General features: G+C 59.1%; 22 protein-coding genes and 4 pseudogenes. 5 read left to right on the top strand and 21 right to left on the bottom strand.

Annotation, left to right across the window (positions count from 1 at the left end):
* Nucleotides 1-141: 141 nt before the first annotated feature.
* Nucleotides 142-407: pseudogene (locus OKW39_RS26285) on the top strand (transposase); the annotation flags it as partial.
* Between the two features lie 205 nt (nt 408-612).
* Here OKW39_RS26285 and nodU read toward each other — a convergent pair.
* The 3 genes from nodU to OKW39_RS26270 all read right to left on the bottom strand — a co-directional run bounded on the left by nodU (nt 613) and on the right by OKW39_RS26270 (nt 5,182).
* Entirely contained in the window at nt 613-2,334 is a 1,722-nt protein-coding gene (gene nodU, locus OKW39_RS26280; protein WP_429564020.1) for a nodulation protein NodU, read from the bottom strand.
* A gap of 13 nt (nt 2,335-2,347) precedes the next feature.
* The gene (gene nodS, locus OKW39_RS26275) at nt 2,348-2,977 is read right to left on the bottom strand and encodes a nodulation methyltransferase NodS (RefSeq protein ID WP_429359608.1); all 630 of its coding nucleotides are present in this window, start codon (nt 2,975-2,977) and stop codon (nt 2,348-2,350) included.
* 192 nt (nt 2,978-3,169) lie between these two features.
* A complete protein-coding gene (locus OKW39_RS26270) occupies nt 3,170-5,182 on the bottom strand; it encodes a carbamoyltransferase family protein (RefSeq protein WP_429564019.1) in 2,013 nt (670 codons plus the stop codon).
* Between the two features lie 513 nt (nt 5,183-5,695).
* Here OKW39_RS26270 and OKW39_RS26265 point away from each other — a divergent pair.
* Complete coding sequence (locus OKW39_RS26265) at nt 5,696-6,643, top strand: LysR family transcriptional regulator (protein ID WP_429564018.1); 948 nt, start codon at nt 5,696-5,698, stop codon at nt 6,641-6,643.
* A gap of 58 nt (nt 6,644-6,701) precedes the next feature.
* On the opposite strand, the pseudogene OKW39_RS26260 reads toward OKW39_RS26265, so the two are convergent.
* The 5 genes and pseudogenes from OKW39_RS26260 to nifV (OKW39_RS26240) form a co-directional block, all read right to left on the bottom strand.
* A pseudogene (locus OKW39_RS26260) lies at nt 6,702-6,883 on the bottom strand (IS3-like element ISBvi4 family transposase); the annotation flags it as partial.
* A gap of 198 nt (nt 6,884-7,081) precedes the next feature.
* Nucleotides 7,082-7,567: a hypothetical protein gene (locus tag OKW39_RS26255; RefSeq protein WP_090811371.1), complete on the bottom strand. Its 486-nt coding sequence runs from the start codon at nt 7,565-7,567 to the stop codon at nt 7,082-7,084.
* A gap of 165 nt (nt 7,568-7,732) precedes the next feature.
* Nucleotides 7,733-7,861: pseudogene (locus OKW39_RS26250) on the bottom strand (electron transfer flavoprotein subunit alpha); the annotation flags it as partial.
* Between the two features lie 38 nt (nt 7,862-7,899).
* The gene (gene nifW / locus OKW39_RS26245) at nt 7,900-8,256 is read right to left on the bottom strand and encodes a nitrogenase-stabilizing/protective protein NifW (protein ID WP_429332354.1); all 357 of its coding nucleotides are present in this window, start codon (nt 8,254-8,256) and stop codon (nt 7,900-7,902) included.
* 42 nt (nt 8,257-8,298) lie between these two features.
* Nucleotides 8,299-9,435 carry a homocitrate synthase gene (nifV, locus tag OKW39_RS26240; RefSeq protein WP_429564017.1) on the bottom strand — a complete coding sequence of 379 codons (1,137 nt, stop codon included), beginning with the start codon at nt 9,433-9,435 and terminating at the stop codon, nt 8,299-8,301.
* A gap of 139 nt (nt 9,436-9,574) precedes the next feature.
* Here nifV (OKW39_RS26240) and OKW39_RS26235 point away from each other — a divergent pair, with 139 nt between their 5' ends.
* Nucleotides 9,575-9,886 carry a hypothetical protein gene (locus OKW39_RS26235; RefSeq protein WP_429564016.1) on the top strand — a complete coding sequence of 104 codons (312 nt, stop codon included), beginning with the start codon at nt 9,575-9,577 and terminating at the stop codon, nt 9,884-9,886.
* A 280-nt stretch (nt 9,887-10,166) separates the two neighbouring features.
* On the opposite strand, the gene OKW39_RS26230 is transcribed toward OKW39_RS26235, so the two are convergent.
* From OKW39_RS26230 to OKW39_RS26210, 5 genes are read right to left on the bottom strand one after another with little or no spacing between them, the layout of a single operon-like run.
* Nucleotides 10,167-10,862: a glycosyltransferase family 2 protein gene (locus OKW39_RS26230; RefSeq protein ID WP_429564015.1), complete on the bottom strand. Its 696-nt coding sequence runs from the start codon at nt 10,860-10,862 to the stop codon at nt 10,167-10,169.
* 50 nt (nt 10,863-10,912) lie between these two features.
* Nucleotides 10,913-11,575 (bottom strand): chitooligosaccharide deacetylase NodB, encoded by a 663-nt coding sequence (gene nodB, locus OKW39_RS26225; RefSeq protein ID WP_429564014.1) that lies wholly within the window; start codon nt 11,573-11,575, stop codon nt 10,913-10,915.
* Nucleotides 11,572-12,153, bottom strand: a complete 582-nt coding sequence (locus OKW39_RS26220) for a NodA family N-acyltransferase (protein WP_279633854.1) — start codon at nt 12,151-12,153, stop codon at nt 11,572-11,574. The genes nodB and OKW39_RS26220 overlap by 4 nt, the downstream gene beginning before the upstream one ends.
* Before the next feature lie 47 nt (nt 12,154-12,200).
* A complete protein-coding gene (locus tag OKW39_RS26215; protein WP_429564013.1) occupies nt 12,201-12,728 on the bottom strand; it encodes a hypothetical protein in 528 nt (175 codons plus the stop codon).
* Entirely contained in the window at nt 12,725-12,967 is a 243-nt protein-coding gene (locus OKW39_RS26210; RefSeq protein WP_429332349.1) for a hypothetical protein, read from the bottom strand. The genes OKW39_RS26215 and OKW39_RS26210 overlap by 4 nt, the downstream gene beginning before the upstream one ends.
* 233 nt (nt 12,968-13,200) lie before the next feature.
* Here OKW39_RS26210 and OKW39_RS26205 point away from each other — a divergent pair.
* Nucleotides 13,201-13,512 (top strand): annotated as a pseudogene (locus OKW39_RS26205) (hypothetical protein); the annotation flags it as partial.
* A 465-nt stretch (nt 13,513-13,977) separates the two neighbouring features.
* Nucleotides 13,978-15,816 (top strand): nif-specific transcriptional activator NifA, encoded by a 1,839-nt coding sequence (nifA, locus tag OKW39_RS26200; protein WP_429564012.1) that lies wholly within the window; start codon nt 13,978-13,980, stop codon nt 15,814-15,816.
* 212 nt (nt 15,817-16,028) lie between these two features.
* Here nifA and OKW39_RS26195 read toward each other — a convergent pair whose 3' ends face one another.
* The 8 genes from OKW39_RS26195 to nifV (OKW39_RS26160) are packed head-to-tail and all read right to left on the bottom strand — an operon-like array spanning nt 16,029 to nt 21,448.
* Nucleotides 16,029-16,181 carry a hypothetical protein gene (locus OKW39_RS26195; RefSeq protein ID WP_429332347.1) on the bottom strand — a complete coding sequence of 51 codons (153 nt, stop codon included), beginning with the start codon at nt 16,179-16,181 and terminating at the stop codon, nt 16,029-16,031.
* Between the two features lie 36 nt (nt 16,182-16,217).
* Nucleotides 16,218-16,517 (bottom strand): ferredoxin family protein, encoded by a 300-nt coding sequence (locus OKW39_RS26190; RefSeq protein WP_018423212.1) that lies wholly within the window; start codon nt 16,515-16,517, stop codon nt 16,218-16,220.
* The gene (locus OKW39_RS26185; RefSeq protein WP_184062997.1) at nt 16,514-17,824 is read right to left on the bottom strand and encodes an FAD-dependent oxidoreductase; all 1,311 of its coding nucleotides are present in this window, start codon (nt 17,822-17,824) and stop codon (nt 16,514-16,516) included. Before OKW39_RS26185 ends, OKW39_RS26190 begins: the two co-directional genes overlap by 4 nt.
* Nucleotides 17,825-17,835: 11 nt before the next feature.
* Nucleotides 17,836-18,939, bottom strand: coding sequence for an electron transfer flavoprotein subunit alpha/FixB family protein (locus OKW39_RS26180; protein ID WP_429564011.1), 1,104 nt, complete (start codon nt 18,937-18,939; stop codon nt 17,836-17,838).
* Nucleotides 18,936-19,784 carry an electron transfer flavoprotein subunit beta/FixA family protein gene (locus OKW39_RS26175; RefSeq protein WP_090811342.1) on the bottom strand — a complete coding sequence of 283 codons (849 nt, stop codon included), beginning with the start codon at nt 19,782-19,784 and terminating at the stop codon, nt 18,936-18,938. The genes OKW39_RS26180 and OKW39_RS26175 overlap by 4 nt, the downstream gene beginning before the upstream one ends.
* 34 nt (nt 19,785-19,818) lie before the next feature.
* On the bottom strand, nt 19,819-20,157 hold the full coding sequence (gene nifW / locus OKW39_RS26170; protein ID WP_090811340.1) for a nitrogenase stabilizing/protective protein NifW: 339 nt from the start codon (nt 20,155-20,157) through the stop codon (nt 19,819-19,821).
* Nucleotides 20,158-20,162: 5 nt separating this feature from the next.
* Nucleotides 20,163-20,315, bottom strand: a complete 153-nt coding sequence (locus tag OKW39_RS26165) for a hypothetical protein (RefSeq protein ID WP_429564010.1) — start codon at nt 20,313-20,315, stop codon at nt 20,163-20,165.
* Entirely contained in the window at nt 20,312-21,448 is a 1,137-nt protein-coding gene (gene nifV, locus OKW39_RS26160; protein ID WP_429564009.1) for a homocitrate synthase, read from the bottom strand. The genes OKW39_RS26165 and nifV (OKW39_RS26160) overlap by 4 nt, the downstream gene beginning before the upstream one ends.
* Nucleotides 21,449-21,470: the final 22 nt, after the last annotated feature.

Below are 21,470 nucleotides of genomic sequence, written 5' to 3'. Positions count from 1 at the left end.
TTTCTTCCCAATGGCGTCATTCTGACCAGCACTATGCTTGGTTTGACATTACCTCGGGCCGCCTGAGTGAATCATACGAGGAATTGAGAAGCTGAACACTTTGAACATACGCAAACCTTGCGGTGCGTCAATTGTCCACGCGTGTTGCGGCAGTGGTGCACCAACGTCATGCGCTCGAAGGTCGAGCCGATGAAGGAAGTGGCGCGAATGATTCGCCAGCACTTCGATCGCATCGTCGCCTGGACTCAGACCTGCCAGACCAACGGCTTCATCGAGGTCATCAAGGCTTGTTTCAAGCTGCCAAGCGCAAGGCTCGCGGTGACGCGCGCTTCACGACGATGCGCACCGTCCTCTTTCTCATCGCCGGCAAGCTGGATTTCTCCAGCTTTAACCCGCACGCCCCGTGAGCCCCATTACCCACTGCATTTTGAAGAAGATGCCAAGTTTCCGAGGATGGCACCGAGGTTCCGCGGGTCGATGAGCAACCTCCGCCCGGGATAAGTGCTTGCGAAAATCGAGCCAAGGGAGGCCGGCTGATCGTCTTCGGACCGTAGCGATAGAGCGAGCTGCCGGGACAATTGACGGCGTCGTACTGACCACTGAGCTGCAACGTCAGCAATCTTCGAACGGCGACGTAGCGAAAAGCGTTTCGTCGACTGACGGCGACAGACCAGTCCTGGTCAGTAACAAACCATCGCACCACACACGTTCGACGCGTCCCCACGCACAGGCTGAAGCAGCGTCCGGGAAGAAACCTCGTCCGTGATAGTTGGCGCTCGTGTTGCAGAGCAACGGAATACCCGTCAGCTTTTCGTATTCGACCAGAAGTTGCGCCACCGGATGCTCGGAAGTTCTTGACATGGTCTGCAATCGGGCAGATCCGTCGAGATGCACGACGGCAGGGATTTTTTCTCGCCATTCCGCGCGCGTCTGATGATCGAACAACATATAGGGATCAGGGCTCCCCGGGCTAAAAATGGTCGGCGCACGATCCTCAAGGCAAATTGGCGCCACGGGACGGAAGTGCTCTCGAAACTTGATGTCGTTGAGATGATCCTTCATTGTGGGCGAAGTCGCGGCGGCCAGAATGCTTCTGCCGCCCAATGCTCGTGGTCCGAGCTCGGCCCGGCCCGCAAGGAAAATGACGGGCTCGCTTCTGGTGAGTATGCCAGCGAGTTCTGCAATGGAGCAAGTAGACGCCGTCCATCCGGGCGGTACTTGGCAACCTTTTAAGGCCGGTCCGCTATATACCGACCACTCCAGCGGCACGAAGCCCTTCTCTGCTGCCAGCGCGCAACAAGCGGCGCCAATCGCAGACCCGCTATCGTTGGGAAACGGCGGCACCCAGATTGCGTCGAACAAACCGCTCGCGCGCAGGGCGCTGTTCCATTTGATATTGAGTCCGCATCCGCCAGCGATGCACAAATTTTTCGGGCCCGCAATCGAATGACGCTGCAGCGCGATACCCATTTCATGAACGAGAAGACGCTCGAGGAATACATGGAACGAGGCGAGTACGTCTTCGGGCGGCCTGGCTTCCAGTCGCAGCGCGCTTGCTTCGAAGAACTCTCCTACAGCCGCTAGTGACGCGTCCGCGCTGTGGATGTTCTCGCGATAAGCTTGCGCACACTCCGTGTCGCCAGCAAAGCGTGCCTGATAAAGCCCGCGAAATACCTCAACGATATCTTCGTCAACGGAGCCCAGCGCGATGTAAGCCATCAGCTTGCCGGCCACACCTAGATCCCACCGGGCGCCGCCCGGCTTCTTATAAGGACCAAAGTGATGACCCGCCGCGGCGTAGATGTGACCTATCACGGGGAACAGGCAGTCAACATGGCGGGCGTGGTGGCGTTCTACATGGTAGAGGCGTGGGACGATGCCACCATCCCACACCAAACAGAATGCAGATTGCCCGCTTTGGGCAAAGGGACTGGTGCAGTACGCGGAGGCCACATGGCCTGACACGTGAGGATAGCTTTTATAAGGAAAGGACTGGCCGCCGACAAGCAGTCCGGAGCCGTCGAGCGAAGCGAGAAGATCATCGGCTTGGCGTTCGGCATAAGGGGCCCCTTTCAGGCTGACGGGAATCGACCCACTGAGGACCCGAAACTGCGACTCGACTACTCCGTCCCAGCCGTCGATGACAAACTGGTCGATATCGTGCGCATCGAAACCATGCTCGGCCAATGCGATCGCGATCGCGTCGAGGTCGTCGATCGCCTGATACCGCGGATTGTTGTCTCGCTTTTCCTGCTCCACGCAAAAAACCAGTTTTCCATCCTCGACAAGGGCGATCGCTCCGTCGTGCGTCAGTTTGATCCCACAGATGCGCATAATATCTCCCGGCCTAACGCTGGTAAGTTGGTCCGCACGAAGGCGAAGCCGCGTTTCGAAAACAGGCGAGCAGACAGTCTTCATTCAACGACTGACCGACGCACCTCAAACGATCGATTTCAACCAGCTCTTCTTGCAGGATGGCTATGACCGTCTCGGCTCCGGCAATGTGGCCCCATCGCCGGCAATTGGCGTCATGTGCCGATCCGAAAACCAGCTGTCCACCGGGCGCAAGCATCCGTGCTAAATTGCGGACAGCCGCACGCACCTCGGCGCTGCCGTCGAGGTAATAGAGAACCTCCGCCGCCACGACCAGATCGAACTGTTGCTCAGTCGAAAAATGCTGGACATCGGAGACGATCCAATTGATGTGTGGTGGGTCCATCATCCGTTCGCGTGTCCTGGCAATTGCGTGTGGCACGATATCGATCACGGTGAGCCGTTGGCAGTGCGGTGCCAATTTTTCCGTGAAGGCTCCGCCTGCGCATCCGACTTCGAGCGCATTTGTGACGGATCCCTGCGAAAGTGCCATCCGAAGCATTTGCCTGTGGCGCTCGTGCTCAAAGGGATTGCTGTCGAGCCGCCATGGATCGTCTGCGTCCAATTCCCGACGCAGCAATTCGAAGTTCGTTTGATGTGTCAATTCCGCCTACCTTTATGGTGCGCTGCTGCATGTGTCCGGACCTTGGGCCGGGACTGGTGCTCCGTTGGACACCGGCGTGTTGGTACAAGAACTGCACGGCGGCCAAACGCTATTGTTTAACGTTCTAGAAAAATAGCTCGCGAGCGCTGTTACCTGGTTTCAGATCTTCAGCCACTCATTGGAAGGGCGTCGTTACCGTGACAACGCCCGTGAGGGATGTAGCCGAACCCGACGCTGTTCCCACAATCCGCGCAGTTCCTCGACGAGGGCTTCACGTCGAGTCTGCTCAGGCGTAATGGTATCGAGAAGATGTCCGAGCACGGCTTCGCCTTCGATCCGCATCAGCAGATCGAACAACTCATGTGAAATACGCACACTGTCACAGTTGGAGCCGCCGGTGCGAATTTCGCACACCGTCTCCTGACGATCCCGCGCTGTATGAGCGCGGACTCGATAGAGCGATGCATAGGGCGGCAGTGAAACCGCGAGCGCAGTCCAATGTTCCTGCGTTGCGGGCCGCTTTTTGACGAGGAACGGTCCGACCACAAGTCCATCCAGCTCTGTCGTCAGAAATGTGGCAATCGCGTCTGCAACCGAATCTACGATCGGCTCAGCGTTGTTATTAAAGGAAGTATTGAGCAGAATTGGGATTCCTGTCCGCTTCTTGAACGCATTAATAACCTCCCAGTAGGCGGAATTGGTCTTGCGCGATACTGTTTGCAGCCGCGCTGTACCGTCAATGTGCGTGATGGCGCCGAGCAAGGCACGCTTGGAGTCGCGCACGCGAACTACAAAATTCATAAAAGGGAATTCGCGAGTGCCCTCTGGGAGGTCAAAAAATTCGTGCGCATCGTCCTCGAGCACCGATGGCGCGAACGGTCGGTAACCCTCGCGCTTCTTGACCATGGCGTTGATCCGGTCCTTGTTTGCGGCCGGCCTGGGATCGGCAAGAATGCTGCGGTTGCCAAGCGCGCGTGGCCCGAACTCCGAACGACCCTGCACCCAGCCGATCACGGCACCATTGGCCATCCAGTCCGCTGCTCTGCCTGCCACGTCATCACTGCGTTCAACGTCGAGGTGTCCGGCCCACGCATTCAATTCTTGCTCCACGACCAGATCGCTCCCCAGATCAGGCCCCCAATAAACCTCCTGCAATCGCTCACGCGGCGCGGGCCGACTGAAGTCGCTTGACATCATAAGGGCAGCGCCTAATGCGCAACCGGCGTCATGCGCTGCGGGCTGCACGAAGATGTCTTCGAAAAGTCCCGAATACAGCAGCTTACCGTTCATGGTGCAGTTATGAGCTACTCCTCCGGCTATACACAGCCGCTTCATACCGGTGACCTCGCGATGATGGCGGAGAATGTGAAACACGATCCGCTCCAGCGCTTCCTGCAATGAAGCACCCACATCTCGATGCTGCTGTGTGAATGGCATTCCCTTTCGCCGGACCTGGATGCTGCGGAGCAACGTCGGACCGATGCGGTCCAGGTAGACGCGGTACTCACCGTTGGCGGACAGTTGATAGAATTGCTCGAAGAGCCCGCGATAGGGAGCGGGATCCCCATAAGGTGCAAGCCCCATGACCTTGTATTCATCGAACAAGCCGTAACCGAGATACCGGATTGTTTCGAGATAAAACAGCCCTAGAGAATTAGGCTCTGCGAAAGTCGCGAGTTGCGTAATTTCGGTTCCAGATCCGAGCGCCAAGAGCCCCGAGAGGAAATCACCGCCGCCATCGACCGCGAGGATCAGACTTTGCTCGAATCCAGACATCGCAAACGCGCTCACGGCATGCGCCAGATGGTGACTCACGAATGAGACTCTCGAAGGATCGACCTCGGTACCGAATTCCCGCATTAGTAAGTTACGCAGAAACAGCTTGGCATCCACCGGAATGGAGATGTTCGGCTGGGACAGGAACAGGCGTTCGAGCATAACGTTGCAATAGGCCTCGGTAGCGTAAAACGCGATGTGGTCGATATCGCTGAGCTGAATCCCTGCGGATGCGAGGCAGTATTGAATTGAACTGCTCGGGAACTTGTTAGAGTGCTTGATCCGGTTGAGGCGCTCCTCTTCGACGGCCGCTATTACGCGTCCGTCCCGGACAAGCACCGCAGCGCCGTCGTGCAGAAATGTGTTCGGCAGTTCGAGTGAATTTTCATGAACTTTGTCTAGCCCGCCGCTCACTCCTAAGCACAGCATGTTTCTCTCCTTCATCGTGGTAGGAAGCCCCTATTGGCAAAACTCGAACCCCTACCACATAGGTAAGGTGGGTATCGCTCGCCGCTGCGAACACCGGTCAGACGTCACCAGCCCCAAAGAATCTCGCGTAGGGTCCGTCTGCAAAATGGCGCCGCAATTCATGAAAATTCTGTACCGTTTGGTCCAGGGTCGCGTTTCTTGGCGACGAAGGATGGCGCGACCAGAAAGCTGAAGCGATGGAACCCCGAGGAAATCCCCAATCGTTGCCAAACATGCGGCGGGTTCGGGAGGATGGCTCCCGATGCATGTGATTGATCGACAACTGCTGCAACGTCATTTCCTCGGCTTTGCTCAGTTCTACGACACACTTCATCCACTACCCGGCACCACGAAGGTGCCAGCAGGTTTGCGAAATTCAATCGGATTTACCAGGAACACTATCCTCCATGCCGTACAATTCGTAAAATCGTTTGTCTTGATGGAACACATCCACACTATGGATAAGTTGGGATCATGCGTTTCAAGGGCCTCGATCTAAATCTCCTCGTCGCGCTCGATGCTCTGATGAGCGAGCGTAACCTCACTGCGGCGGCACGCAGCATCAACCTGAGCCAGCCGGCCATGAGCGCGGCCGTCGCCAGGCTACGCGCCTATTTCTGCGACGAACTATTTACGATGAGGGGCCGGGAACTTGTCCCAACACCGCGTGCAGAAGGGCTCGCTGCTCCAGTCCGGGAGGCTCTGGTGCACATCCAGCTCTCCGTTATTTCCCAGGACGTGTTCAACCCAGCCAAATCGGATCGCCGCTTCAGGATCATTCTTTCCGATTTCATGACAGTCGTATTTTTTCGAAAGATCGTGGAGCGTATTGCACGGGAAGCTCCCGCCGTCAGTTTCGAATTGCTGCCACTTGCCGATGACCCCGATGAGGTTCTCCGGCGCGGCGAAGCCGATTTTCTTATCTTGCCGGAATTTTTCATGTCGAGCGCGCACCCTAAAGCGAAGCTGTTCGAGGAGACGCTCGTGTGCGTAGGCTGCCGCACGAACCAGCAGCTATCAGGGCAGCTCACATTCGAGAGATATATGTCGATGGGGCACGTTGTGGTCAAGTTCGGGCGTGCGCGGCAGCCCTCGATCGAGGAATGGTTTTTGCTTCAGCACGGTCTCAAGAGACGGGACGAGGTCATCGTGCCGAGCTTTAGCATGATCCCGCCTATGCTATTAAACACTGACCGTATAGGGACGATGCCCTTAAGGCTGGTCAAGTATTTCGAAAAAACGATGCCTCTGCGGATCGTCGAACTTCCGCTGCCACGTCCCGCATTCACCGAGGCCGTCCAATGGTCTGCCCTTCACAACAGTGATCCGGCAAGCAATTGGATGCGGGAGATAATATTGGAGGAGGCGTCACGCATGATTCCTCTGCCTAAGACCACGCGAAGACCAATCCAGCCAAGTTAGGAAATGGGATCTTTCAGCAAGGTTTTTGCGGCATGGATTTGTGGGGTTTCGAGGGTTTTGTGGCGATATACCGTGTATCGCCACACCAGGCCTCATTCGGCGCGGTGACGGCAAACGCCTGATCGAGCAGGTTCGGCGGGACTGGCAAGCCGTGTGTCAATCCGGTTGTTGTCTTGATTTGCGTCTCTGGTTGCAACGCGACCCCTGCTTGCGACGCAGTCTCTTTATCGGATGTACGCCGAATTATCGGCACCGCTGGGCTACCGGTTTCCACGGCTCGCTGAAAAAACGTCCACGGCATGGCCTGCGCGCCCGCGCGAAGTGTGCGGTGAGCGTCGGCTTTGACTACTGAAACGATCACCATGAACTGCAATGGAGTTCTGCCATAGCCAAGCCGGGGACATATTGTCGATCTGTCAGTTGATCTTCCGGCGGCGATTATTGGGATCCGGACTGTGCGAGCAAGGCTTCCACGACGTCCAAGCCTATGCAATCGATCGGGTCCAGCCTGCGCAGCTTGGCGATCAGCTTCAGTGCAACGGTGCGCTCGCCGCGCCGCACGCTGATGAACGCGAGCGCCTTCAGTGTGAAGAGCCAGAAGCGGCCTGGACCAGGAATGGTGAAGTCGGTGTCGCCCGGCTGTACCGCACACCAGTCGCTGTCGAGCGACGCCTGCCGGGCGGCGACCGCCAAAGCCTTGGTCGCGACCTCCTGCGCCTCGCCAAGTTCACCCCGGTTCGCATGGAACTTATACAGCAGATAGTAGGGTGGCAGGCAGCGCGGGTACGACAGGACCGCAGTCCACAACGCGGCGGCCACATCGTCATTGCTGCCGCCGCGGGTTCTCTCGATCAGCTGTAGCACGGGGAAGGGAACGTTGCCGCCGAAGAGATCGGTCGATTCGATACCAGTAATGAGATTCATCAATTTGCTCCGATATGGTGAGGCGTCCGGCCGCTTTTGCGGCGCTCGGAAGCCGATGTGACGATGGATGTGTTTGTCTACGCGAACCTGAACTGGATGCGATGCCCGCCGCGCGGACACGCCCATTCGAGGTTGTGATGGTCCGTGCACAGAATGCGGCAACTACGGGTCAATGTTCAGCTCAGTGCAGTCGGCGGTGAGGCCGGTCAAGGGCGTCGTTGCGACAGATCCGGCGAGATCCCGGGCCATCGAGGTTGCACCGAGCAGCAGAATCTCGAAGCGGTACTTGTTGACCGGCGCGGCCGGCTTCTTTTCCGAGGCAGCGGGCGAGTTCATGAGGCCCTCTTCATCAACAGGTCCGCCTCCAATCTCGGATGGCGAGCGAATATCTTGTGCACGAGTTTCAGCGACACGTCGCGCAGGCTGGACGCTTTGAAGACCTTTTGCTCCGCGGGCGTGGATACAACGAAGTCGTTGTAGGCCTTCTGCAGTAAGCATCGATAGACGGCGAGCACGGCCGTCGCGTTGTTACGCGGTAGTTCTTTCTGTTGCTCGATATACTGAAAGAAGCGCTTGAGGATGTGCAGGCGGCTCACGTTCAGCACCTTCTCGTCGAATGCGATGTCGAAGAATCGCAGGAAATCCTCGGCCGACGACAGGTGACGCAGTTGTTCGATAACTTCTTGCATGTCGTTACTTCTATTGGACAAGTTTGGCCGCCATCACCACACTCACGACACCTTCACCCGCGTGCTGTGGGCTTGCGTCAGGAAGCGGCGCAGATCGCTTGCATTCGGCGCCTGCTTGTACTGCGTGACGAAAGAGCGGATGCGCGCAAGCAGGAGCGGGATGAGCCGCTCCGACACCCTCACGCCTAGAGCGTCGTAGGCCTCACGCACACTTTGAGATCCAGAATGTTTCCCGAGTATCGTCGACCGTTGCCGGCCGAGCTCTGCTGGATCGAATCCCTCGTAGGTCGTGGGGTGCTTCGCGAGGCCGTCGGTATGAATGCCCGACTCGTGAGTAAAGATGCTCCTACCGATGATGCTCTTGTTGAAGGAAACTGCGCGGCCTGAGGCTTGTTCGACCAGCGACGAAATGTCGGGCAGCGCTCTGGTGTCGACGCCAGTGTCTCGTCGCAGCAGGTGCCGCGCGCCCATCACGACTTCTTCCAGCGCTGCATTGCCGGCGCGCTCACCCAACCCGTTGACGGTGGTGCTCGCATGGGTCGCGCCGGCCCCAAGGGCGGCCAGTGTGTTGGCTGTGGCGAGCCCGAGGTCGTCGTGCGCATGGATTTCGATCTCCAGATCGACGGCGACGCGCAGCGCTGCAATGGCGTAGAAGGTCTTAAAGGGGTCCAGGATACCGACAGTGTCGGCAAAGCGCACGCGCTGGGCCCCGTGCTGCTGCGCGCATTGAGCCACTTCTATGAGAAATGAGGGATCCGCGCGCGAGGCGTCTTCCATGCCCAGGGAAATCTTGGGATGGTTTTTCGCTGCCTCGTCGACGACGCGTGCGATCTGCGCCAGTACCCAACTGCGCGACTGCCGCAGCTTGTGTTGCAAATGAATATCCGAAACGGGAACCGAGAGATGAACGATATCGGCATCGCAGCGCAATGCCGCAGTGAGATCCTCGTCCGTGAGGCGCCCCCAAACCATCAGGCGGGCGTCGAGGTTCAGGTCGACGATTGCAGCGATGCACGCCATTTCGTCTTCGCCCATGGCAGGAATTCCGATTTCGAGTTCGGCCACGCCGGCTTGCGACAGTGCGGCGGCGATCGCGCATTTTTCCTCGGTGCGAAACGCGACGCCGGCGGTCTGCTCGCCGTCACGAAGTGTCGTGTCATTGATGATCGGATTGAGCATGTCAGGTCTCTTGAGTTGTCGGCGATGGATCGCAAGCGTTGTGCCAAGCGAGCATCTACAGTCGGAGCACAATTTGCGGGATGTTGACCGGCACAATGTCGGGTTATGGCGGTGCATCGTCCGATTGTTGGTGTCGCGAATGTTACGTTTTGGACAATGCGGCAGCGCTGGAGGTGGCTCGTTCGATGCCCGCAAGACCCGTCGCGATCAGGGCCGCAAAAGCGAGATACGGATTCAGATCCGCACCGCCAATGCGGCACTCAACGCGGACGGCGTCCGAGCCTTCGCCGTAAAGGCGGAAACCGACCGTCCGATTGTCTTGGCTCCATGCGACCTTGGTCGGCGCGAACGTACCGATCTGGAATCGCCTGTAGGAGTTGATGTGGGGCGCCAGAAAGAGGGTGATGTCCTTCGAATATTTCTACAGGCCCCCAAGGTAATGGTGCATTAGATTGAGACGTTTATATGCGGATGCGGTACGAACGCTTTGCCGCGCGGCAACGTTTCACAGGGGAATCTTCCTCTCCGTGCAAAATCTGGTGGTGGGCAAGTGCCGAGCTGCTTGCGGTAAGGCTCAGTAGCTCCCAGTTTTCACGGAGTCGACGGATGCACAAATCGTTAGTCGGTAAGGGATTTTAGAAACCAACTGCTAGATTCTCAACGGAAAGCACGATCGTCTCATAGCATCTAAGATAAGTGGCGTGCACGATCACTCGTCGCTACAAACGCCGTCATATGCCACCACCAACGTCGAAGAATCGCGCGTAAGATCCGCTCTGCCAAGCGCCATCGCAATACCGAAAATTCTGTAGCGTTCGGTCCCGCCTTCGGGTTTCCGGTGGCGGCCTGTTTCCACCCCCGTTTGGTACGTTGGCAGCAGCGCTCCGTGACAGCCACTCGCCATTGCTCGATGTACACAGCGCATAGACTTTCAGGGAGAGCAAGAGAAAGAGGTTAATGGGTGTATGAAGAGAAAAGGCAAGAAATCGAATCTGGCGAGCGCGAACCGATGCCACCCTACAGCGGATCATGGTCGATGATGCGATTATCAGGGCAGTCCACCAAGGCACTGTCGCTGTCAATGCGAGCTGCGCGAGACCCGCTAGTAGCGATAAGCCGAGAAATAGCGAGCCCAGATTGTGTCCGATCACGTCCAGCGTAAGGTAACGATCGAGACGGGGCAGCAGGCGCAGCGAAAGCAACGTGTCCCGATACGTACTGCGCGCCCAGCGCAGTTGTTGGCGCAGATACGCCCCCAGTCTGTCCGGAACGACTGTCGCCGCAATGGCGTCCGGAACGTACTCGGTCCGATAACCTGCCGTCAGCATGGGAATCGTCAGATGACGGTCCTCGCCGAAGTCGCTCGGCTTCCCGCGAAAAAGTTGCGTCTCGTACTGATCTAGCAGCAAAAGGACCGCGGAGCGCATAAGACGAGACTGCGACAGTGCTAGTTGCGCTAAGCATGTTCATAGGGTGTCTAATTCGTCCGGTCAGGTTGAGGAAGCGATCGGATTGCAAACCCCCGGTCATGCAATGCTGGAATCATGAGGGAAAGCGCCATGAGGGTCTGCTCGCGCCGACCAGCGTGAGTGCATCGTCCCAACTCATCGGGAGGGCATCCGTCGTGCAAGAGCACAATTGCACCCGGCCGGACAGAGGCCAGCACTGCGCTGACAATCGCGTCCACGCCGGGACGAGACCAGTCTCGAGGGTCTACCGACCAGTGGAGGGGCGCCAGACCAGCGCTCGCTGACGTAGTGAGCACTGCTTCGGTCCACATGCCATACGGGGCGCGCATATACCGCAGCGAAGCATGGGGGCTCGCCATCCTGATGACCCTGCTTGCCGTTAGTATTTCCTGTTGTACTTCGGTGGGTTCGCATCTGGACAGGTCCGGATGAGTCATCGAGTGGTTTGCGACCTCGTGTCCTTCTGCGATCATCCGTCGGATCAGCTTCGGCTGGTCCGCTGCGTACGCGCCGATGACGCAGAAAGTCGCTGGCACCCGGTGTTGCGCCAGCACATCGAGGACGTCCGGTGTGCAAAGTGGATTAGGGCCGTCGTCAAACGTCAAATAGACGTCGCGACGTCCGTTGGTGTCAGCGCACTCGCTGCGCGCTTCGGATAAGCAGTGCCTCACAGCTCTGGCCCGTTCCGGTCAATTATCGTTCCGGTCGGCCAATCGCTCATTGACCGTCCAATCGGTAAGACGACAATGAGTACGTCCTCGATGCGCGTGGGCGGCGTGTCGAGATGCACTTCTCGAAGGGTCGACCTCACGCGAACTCCAGACACAATAGTCGCCAGACCGGGTCGGCCGAGCAGCCTTGCAATATGTTGCCGCAACGCGTGTCGAACCGTGCCGAAGCCAAATGGAACGCCAAGTTCCTGCAACACGGGATACATCACGCGCATTAATTGAGGGATTCCGAGTCCCTCAAGATCCGGACGTACCGCGTACAATCCTAGTTCGGCCACTAGTAGATCGACTGCGCCAACCTTGATGAAACGACGCAGTGCGCCGATATGAGCCGCTACGCCGCGCGCGTCGTAGCCGATTGCACGGAACTCTGGCCTCGCACCAGCCCAACTGTGATTGCCTTCGAATGGTTTTGCATTAAACGCCCCAGTCGGTCCGTAGGTCTTTCGGAAGAACTCGGACAGTTCGATGTGGTCGGCGAGTCGCAACTCATTTTCCCAAACCAGCCTCCACCGCACCTGAGAGCGCACGGAGAGAGGTCCTCTATCTGTGGACACGGCCAAATTCACGACTGCCTCCTATGCGCCGTCCGGCCTTTGAGGGTGGACCTGACGGACGCGAAGGACTTGCTGAGAAAGCGGTTCGATTTCAAGATTCGTCGCGAAGCCAAGGCGAAGTCGAGGTTTGCCTCAACTGTACGAAGGTAAGCGGCCGATATAGAAAAAGTTTGGAGAACTATGCGCAGTTTTGCCGGTAGTAAGCGCCTACGCGACCTGCCGGACGCTTGTCGCGTCGTGTCGGCGCGATCCGGCTTGCCCATGCCGCCGAAGACCGTGGCCGCATTGGACATGTGCCTCGGTTGATGGTTGGCGTACACCTGAGGATTTTTCTCGGCGTCAGGGCAAAGACCGACAACCATCTTGATATGCCCAAATTCTATTTCTCCGGCCCGACGTTTTGCCACAGTATTCATGAGAGCGTCCACGAGAAATTGACTTGAAATTTGGTGCCGTGTCCGCCGAGAAAGTTCAGCGAGTTCGGGATCTGCGATTTCCTTCGTCCAGGCGATGAAGCGTCGCCAGTGGTGCTTCATGTGCCCACCGTTATGGCCGCCCATCGGGCCGGACACGCCGCTGTTGCGCCATGCGTGAGCCAGTCACAGATCGACTGCGCGCTCACGCCGAGTTGCTCGGCGGTGAGCTTGCGCTTGATCCTGTGTCCGAGGGGCGACAGGGCCGCCGCTCGCGTGCGCGTGTCCCGATGCATGTGATTGATCGACAACTGCTGCAACGTCATTTCCTCGGCTTCGCTCAGTTCTACGACACACTTCATCCGCTACCCGGCACGACGAAGGCGCCAGCAGGTTTGCGAAATTGAAATGGATTTACCAGGAACACTATCCTCCATGCCGTACATTTCGTAAAATCGATTGTTTTGATGGAACGCATCCACACTATGGATAAGTTGGGATCATGCGTTTCAAGGGCCTCGATCTCAATCTGCTCGTCGTGCTCGATGCTCTGATGACCGAGCGTAATTTCACCCCGGCGGCACGCAGCAAGGCCCAACTCAACGTCGTTCGCTACGCCGATGACTTTATTGTGACCGGTATGTCGAAAGAAGTGCTCGAATTCGAGGTGCTTCCGGCGCTCAGGCAGTTGATGGCCGCTCAAGATCTGGAGCGCTCGGAAGAGAAGACCCGGATCACGAACATTGCAGACGGTTTCGATTTTCTTGGCCAGAACGTGCGCAAGTACGACGGCTACTGGCCCAGCGCCTGTGAAGATACTTTGGATTGCCAAAACAATAGAGGTAGTGAGGATGGCTGGCACCTAGAGCCCGGAGGGGCTTTTTTTGCACTTGAAACGTTACGCTAACGCAGCCATGACTTACCAAACCAGATTGATCGGACCGATAGACTCGCATCTAACGATCTGAAAACAGTTTCCACACGTCCTCGGCCAGTTCAAGACGGACATTTTGTCGCCCGACACGGAAGCGCTTTTTGTGCCAAATATCCCGCTGCGCCGGGCGGGCACGCCCGAAGAGGTCGCAAAGATAGATCATCTTCGTCCTATGCTCGGATGCGGCGAGTTATCTCACGGGCACCGAGGCAGCAATCAATGATGGACGACACCTGTAATCGGCTGCACCTGGAGTAGACAAATCGCAGTTGATTTGAGCGACATCAATGGAACTCGCGTTCCTAACGGAATCCACGCAGCGAAATCGCAAAAGCAGAAAATAAGTACATCAAGGCACTACAGTTTCACCGTCCTTCCATGAAAGGGCATTATCTTTTGAAGTCAGCCCGTGAAATTGGGCGCTAGATCGAGGATGATATGCAACACAATGCCCGCAAATCCGAACAAGGTGACGGGGAGCACGGTCCCCACAACGGGGACGTCGTCATGCTGCATATCGCTTCCGTGCGCGAAAGGCCTGGCTCAAAGTCCGAGACGGACCACGCGGTCCCTATTGTGCAGTGGCACGAGAGCGTGCTTACCGGCATCTTCGAAATATCGAAGGTACTCACCGCCCCCTACCGGCTCGAAGTCGCGTTGGCCAACGTCATCGATCGCCTGCAATCGTTTGTTCAGATGCGGCTCGGTATCGTCTCTCTCTTCGACGATGATGGCGTACCGGACATTACCGTTGGCGCGGACTGGAGCGAAGGCAGCGATGAGCACTACCGGATGCGCCTGCCGCAGAAGGCAATTGACCAGATCATGGCGACGGACAGGCCGCTCGTCGCCGAGAACGTAGCGGTGCATTCGGGCTTCAGTGCCGCCGACATGGGCGTGCTCGGTGCCTCCGACAACATGCGAGTGTCGTTCATTGGCGTCCCTATTCGCATCGACGCGAAAGTCGTAGGCACGCTGACCATCGACCGCATCCTGGACTATGGGTCGAACTTCCGGCTCGATTACGACGTGCGGCTGCTTACCATGGTCGCCAACCTGGTGGGGCAGACGGTGAAGCTGCATCGCTTTTTCAAGAGCGACCGCGAGCGACTGATGGCGGGAAAGGACGGGCTGCAAAAGCCATTGTCCGAGCTCAAGCACCCTGCAGGTGAGCGTAAGAAGTTTCAGATCGAGGGGATCATTGGCGACAGCCCGGCGCTGCGCGGGCTGCTCGCGAAGATCGCGGTGGTAGCCGAATCGAACAGCACGGTTCTGTTGCGCGGCGAATCCGGTACCGGGAAGGAGCTGGTCGCCAAGGCCGTTCACGAGCTGTCGCCGCGCGCCAAGCGGCCTTTCATCAAGCTCAATTGCGCGGCGCTCCATGAGACGGTGCTGGAATCCGAATTGTTCGGTCATGAGAAGGGTGCCTTTACCAGCGCTTTCAATTCGCGCAAGGGGCGCTTCGAGCTCGCCGACAAGGGGACGCTGTTTCTGGACGAGATCGGCGAGATCTCGGCCTCGTTCCAGGCAAAGCTGCTGCGCGTCCTGCAGGAGCAAGAATTCGAGCGCGTCGGCAGCAACCAGACCATTAAGGTCGATGTTCGCGTGATTGCCGCCACGAATAAAAACCTGGAAGAGGCTGTGGCAAGGAACGAGTTCCGCGCCGACCTTTATTATCGCCTCTGCGTGGTTCCCTTGCTGTTGCCGCCGTTGCGTGAAAGGCGCAGTGATATTCCGCTCCTCGCCGTTGAGTTTCTCGAGAATTTCAACAGCGAGAACGGCCGTACGCTGAGCTTCGATGCGAGCGCGATTGAAGTATTGATGAACTGCGGTTTTCCCGGCAATGTCCGCGAGCTCGAGAATTGCGTGCAGCGGAGCGCGACCTTGGCGCCGGGACCAGCGATCGTGAGAAACGACTTTGCCTGCTGCCACGGTCAGTGCCTGTCCGCGATGCTGTGGAAGAGCCGATCGGACGAAATCGCGCCGCAGCCCGGGCCAATCGTACCAGTGCCCGTGAAGCCGGCTACGCTGCGGGCTGAGGCTGCTACGTCGGGCGCAGTTGCTGCGGTCCAGCCTGTCGGCAGCGAGCGGACTCCGTTAGCGGCTGGCGGCGCAGTCCTCGGAAGTGATGCGAAGATGACCAACCGCGAGCGTCTCATCGCCGCCATGGAAAGATCCGGCTGGGTGCAGGCAAAGGCGGCGCGGCTGCTTGGACTGACGCCGCGCCAGATTGGCTACGCGCTGAGGAAATACGGTGTCGAGATCAAGCGCCTCTGAAAGGACTGTCGGACTTGCGGCGTGTCGGGGCCGCGACATCGCGACTGAGGCGAATGGCTCGGACAAGTCAAATCTGGATTTGGCGTGGACCTTGGCACGATCACGATGGGAAGCGGTCCGTATCTCGACTAAGGTGGTGCGAACGCGGCGCTGTCATCGCCGGTTCGTTGGCCATGTGTCTCCTCAGACGGACCGTTGCAGCAACGCTTCCACTACGGGCCGAGGCAGCCCGAATACGTGATCGCGACGGTATCGGGCGCCTGGCGTTTCTGCCGTTCCGCCCAGAAGGCCTTCAGCAGCGCGGTCGAGCCCTTGCCGCCCGGCGCCCCGCGGATGCGGCGGCGGCCGGTTCTCGGTGCAAGCAAACACATGTCGTTCTGGTCTGGCAATGACGATGTTCCTCAACCGAACTTGAACAGGATGCCGTGACCACCGCGCGGGTAGTCCCACTCGATATTCTGGTGGTCGGTACAGAGGATGCGGCAACTCCCGCATTCGAGGCAGCCGTCGGTGATCAGCGTCACCGCGCCGTTGCCTTCGGCCTTGTAGCACGAGGCCGGGCAGACGAAGGTGCAACTCTTCGCGCTGCATTCGCTCTGGCAGACGTCGGCATCCTTGATGTGGACGTGCGGCCGTCCTGCATCGACGCGATAACGGTTCTGGAACAGCTTTTCCTCTACGTTGACGGGTAGGGTGCTCATCGGAAGGCCCTCAGGAGTTTGTAGGCGTCACCCACGATGCCGGAAAGCGAACGGGCTGTGCGGAAGCTCGAAAAAATCTCGCGCTCCTTGCTTTTCTTGTCCTTACCGTCGACCGTGATCATCGTGCGCGCGGCGCGCGCCATGAGGTCGGGGTAGGTCGTGAAGAACTGCGGATTCTGGTGCAGCACGGCCGGCATGTCGCGGTACTTGTGCAGGTCTTTCATCACGAAGCTCTGATCGAGCGCGGCCTTGTAGGCCTTGAGCGTGCCGGCGCGGTAGCCGTGGCCCGCGGCTTTCGCGTGGATCACCGTTTCGGCGGCGAGGCGTCCCGTGGTCATCGCAAGATTCGATCCTTCTCGGTGCGCGGCGTTCACGAAACCGCCTGAATCGCCAACGATCATCCAGCCGTTGCCGTAGACCTGCGGGATTGCGTGAAAACCGCCTTCGGGAATCAGATGCGCGCAATACTCCTTCATCTCGCCGCCCGCAATCAGCGGTGCGATCGACGGGTGCTGCTTCATCTTTTCGAGGAGCACGTAGGGGCTCGTGCGGTTGGGGTTTTTCTTGAAGTCGCTCAGCATGCAGCCCACGCCTATGGTGAGCGATTCCTTGTTGGTATAGAGGAAGCCAGTGCCCATCATGCCGTCGGTGATCCTGCCGACCATCTCGATCACGACGCCGTCGTCCTCGCCGACGTTGAAGCGCTGGCGGATCGTCTCCTCCGGCATGAAGAGAATCTCCTTGACGGCGAGTGCAACGTTGCCGGCCCCGATCTCTCCATGAAAGCCCGCCTTGCGCGCGAGCGTCGAATTCACGCCGTCGGCGAGCACCACCACGTCGGCATAGACATCGCCGTGCTCGCGGTCGCACTGCACGCCGACCACCACGTCGCCGTCCATGATCAGTTCCTTCACCGTGGTCTCGCAGAGCAGCAGTGCGCCGGCTTCGCGCACTTTCGATGAAAACCACTTGTCGAACTGCGCGCGGATGATCGTGTAGCGGTTATAGGGCGGCTTGTTGTAATCCTCGCTGCGCACATGTGTACCGACAAACGACGTATCGTCGAGCATCCACATCCGCTGCTCGATGATGTGGCGCTCCAGCGGCGCATCGTCGCGGAAGTCCGGGATGATCTCTTCGAGCGCCTTCGCGTACAGGATCGCACCCTGAACGTTTTTGCTGCCCGGATATTCGCCGCGCTCGATCTGCAGCACTTCCAGACCTGCCTTGGCCATCGTGTAAGCGGCAGCGTTGCCGGACGGACCGGCGCCGACCACAATCACATCGAATTGTGAAGGTTTTCTCATCGTGATTCTCCTCAGGCAGCCTGCTTGCGGCGCCGGGTCAAATGCTCCACAAAAGCCTGCTTCAGCGCGGGCAACACTTGCAACGCATTGCCGACAACCCCGTAGTGTGCGAAATCGAAGATGGGTGCGTTCGGGTCGGTGTTGATCGCCACGATCACATCTGCGCTTTCCATGCCCACGCGGTGCTGGATCGCGCCGGATATGCCGGCGGCGATGTAGAGCTTGGGCCGCACCGTCTTGCCGGTCTGTCCCACCTGCCGCTCCCCCTCGACCCAGCCGGCCTGCACGCATGGCCGGGTCGCACCCACTTCGCCGCCGAGCACGTTCGCCAGTTCGAACGCCAGCTGGAAGTTTTCCGGGCTCTTCAACCCCTTGCCGCCGCTCACAATCACATCGGCATAGGGCAGGTTGATCCGGTTGCTGCTCGCATCCGGGATAAAGTCGAGCAGCCTCGTGACGATGTCCGTCTCGATCATCCCCAGCGTTCCGTGGACGATGTTGCCGGTGCGTTCGGCGTCGCGCAGCGGCATCGGCATCACGCGCGGGCGCACCGTCGCCATCTGCGGACGGTACGCGAGCGTCATGATCGTGCACAACAGCGAGCCGCCGAAGGTGGGGCGCGTCGCCGCCAGCGCCCGCGACGCGGGATCGATGTTGAGTTCGGTGCAATCGGCGGTCAGCCCGGTCAGCAGGGTCGTCGCTACGGAGCCGGCGAGGTCGCGGCCCATTGACGTCGCGCCCAGCAGCAGGATCTCGGGCTGATGCCGGTTGACGAGGTCGGTCAGCCCTTTCGTGAACGGCTCGTTGCGATAGCCTTGCAAGACCGGGTCGTGGACGATGTACGCATCGTCCGCGCCGTAAGTGAAGGCTTCTGCGGCGAACTGTTCGAGCGGTTCATTCGCGCCGCCGAGCACCGCGATGCCCACTCGGCTGCCGAGCGTGTCGGCCAATTTGCGCGCTTCACCGAGCAGTTCCCACGAGACGCTGTGCACGTGTCCACGGTCGTGCTCGATAAAGACCCAGACGCCTTTGTAGGCCTTCAGGTGTTTCGGCAGTTCGAGATTGCGTCCCGCGCGGCCGGCGGGTTTCTTCGCGGGGGCGGCGGGTGTGTTCATGAACCCTCCTTCATCAGCAGGTCAGCTTCCAGGGTAGGATGGCGCGCGAAGATCTTTTGCAGCAGGTTCACCGACACGTCGCAAAGACTCGATGCGTCGAGGTCGAGCATCTCCGCTTTCTCGCTGCGCGGCGTCGGTCCAAAGACTTTGCTGACCACTGTCGGCGAGCCCTTCAGGCCGATCTTGCTGAGATCTTCGATGCCGGCCTGTTCGCAGTTCCATTTATGCACCGGATAGCCGGCTGCATGAATCATCGCGGGCAGCGTCGCAAAGCGCAGTTCGTTGGTGTTCTCCAGCATTGTGATCAGGCACGGCAGCGCAGTCCTGAGCACGTGCACGCCGCCCTCGGCGCGGCGCTCGACGGTGATCGTGCGCGCATCGAGAGCGGTCTCGACGATGCGCGACACGTAGGTCAGCAGTTGCAGCCCGAGGCGTTTGGCGATACCGGGGCCGACTTGCGCGGTGTCGCCGTCGATCGTCTGCTTGCCAGTGAACACGATGTCCACCGCCTGCTCCTTCGCGATCTGCTGGATACCCGCTGCCAGCGCGTACGACGTAGCGAGCGTATCCGCGCCGGCGAATGCACGGTCGGTGAGCAGCACGGCGTCGTCCGCGCCGAAGCTGATGCACTTGCGCAGCGCTTCCTCGGCCTGCGGCGGGCCCATGCAAAGCAACGTGACCTTGCCGCCGAAGCGGTCCTTCAGTCGCAGCGCCTCTTCGAGTGAAAACAGGTCATACGGGTTGACGATCGCCGGAACACCCTGGCGCATGATCGTGTTGGTGACCGGATGAACGCGGATCTGCGTCGAGTCCGGGACCTGCTTGATGCAGACGACAATGTGCATGGTCTTAACGATGTGCATGGTCTTGCTCCACCTGTCAGGCAAGGGTGCGCGCGGGCAGCGACGCGCGCAGACTGTCGAGTGAAACGTGCTGCCGCCCATTTGTGTCCCGGAACACCTTGAACACTTTTTCCTGCGCCGGCGTGGAGGTGACGAAGTCGCCGTAAGCCTTCAGCAGCAGCGCGTGATATGACGCGAACAGGGCGGGTTCGTCGCCTTCCGGCAGCGCGTCCTGTTGCTGGATGTACTGAAAGAAGCGCTTGAGGATGTGCAGTCGACTCACGTTGACGACCTTCTGGTCGAACGCAATGCCGAAGAACTGCAGGAAGTCCTCGGCTGAGGACAGCGCCTTGAGTTGCTGGACAAAGCTTTCCATCGCGTTTACTCCTTGCAAGCGGATGAGGATAGGTATGGACAGAGCGTCGGCTCGGCGAAGTACTTGTCGCAGGCGCCGCTGCTCGCGCACGGCGCCGTCGTGCCTGACTGTTCGGGTTTCGCGACGCACTTCGTGAAGCCGACCACAGCGCCGCTCATGACAAGTCTCCGACGGTGTAGCGCAACTCGATCAGGAAGCGATACAGGTCGGCGGCGCTGGGCGTTTGCTTGTGCTGGGCGGCATGGTGGCGGATCCGGGTCAGCAGCAGCACGAGCAGCTTTTCACTGACGGCCAGGCCGAGCGCGTCATAAGCCCGGCGCACGCTTTGCGAACCCGAATGCTTGCCAAGCGCGACCGAGCGTTCGCGACCGAGTTCGGCGGGATCGAAGCTCTCGTAGGTCGATGCATTCTTCGTGAGCCCGTCTGTGTGGATGCCGGACTCGAGCGTGAAAACGCTGGCGCCGACAATGCTTTTGTTAAGCGCGACCGGGCGTCCTGAAGCCCGTTCGACAAGCCGCGAGATGCTCAATAGCGCGGTCGTGTCGACGCCGGTGTTGCGACCCATGATATGGCGCACGCCCATCACGATCTCCTCCAGCGCGGCATTTCCGGCGCGTTCGCCGAGACCATTGACAGTGGTGTTGGCGTGGGTTGCGCCGGCGCGCAGTGCGGCAAGGGTGTTCGCGGTCGCGAGCCCGAGGTCGTTGTGCGCGTGGATTTCGATTTCCAGATCGACCGCGTCGTGCAATCGCGCAATCGCTTCATAGGTCGAAAAAGGATCGAGGACGCCGAGCGTGTCCGCAAAGCGGATGCGTTGCGCACCGCACTGTTGCGCGTGCCGCGCCACGTCGGCAAGGAACGAGGGGGCCGCGCGCGAGGCATCCTCCGCGCCCAGCGAAACCTTGCGGCCGCTTTTGACGGCGGCGCTGATCACGCGATTCACCTGCGCGAGCACCCACGAGCGCGGCTGGCGCAATTTGTGTTGAAGTTGGATATCGGACACGGGAATCGACAGGTGAATGATGTCGGGATTGCAGCACAAGGCCGACGCCAGGTCCGCGTCGGTGAGACGGCCCCAGACCATCAGATCGGCGTCGAGATTCAGCGCGACGATGGTCTGGATGCAATCGATTTCCTCGGCACCCATCGCGGGGATACCGATTTCCAGTTCGGGTACGCCGGCGCTTGAGAGCGCCTCGGCAATCGCGCATTTTTCGGCAACCGTGAATGCGACGCCAGCGGTCTGTTCGCCGTCGCGCAGTGTGGTGTCGTTGATGATCGGATTCGACACGGGAAGTTGTCCTTTAGGCATT

Source organism: Paraburkholderia sp. MM6662-R1, from assembly GCF_050436245.1.
Taxonomy (GTDB): Bacteria; Pseudomonadota; Gammaproteobacteria; order Burkholderiales; family Burkholderiaceae; genus Paraburkholderia; species Paraburkholderia tuberum.
Note: the sequence above shows the minus strand (reverse complement) of the source record. Positions and strands in the feature narration are given on the sequence as shown.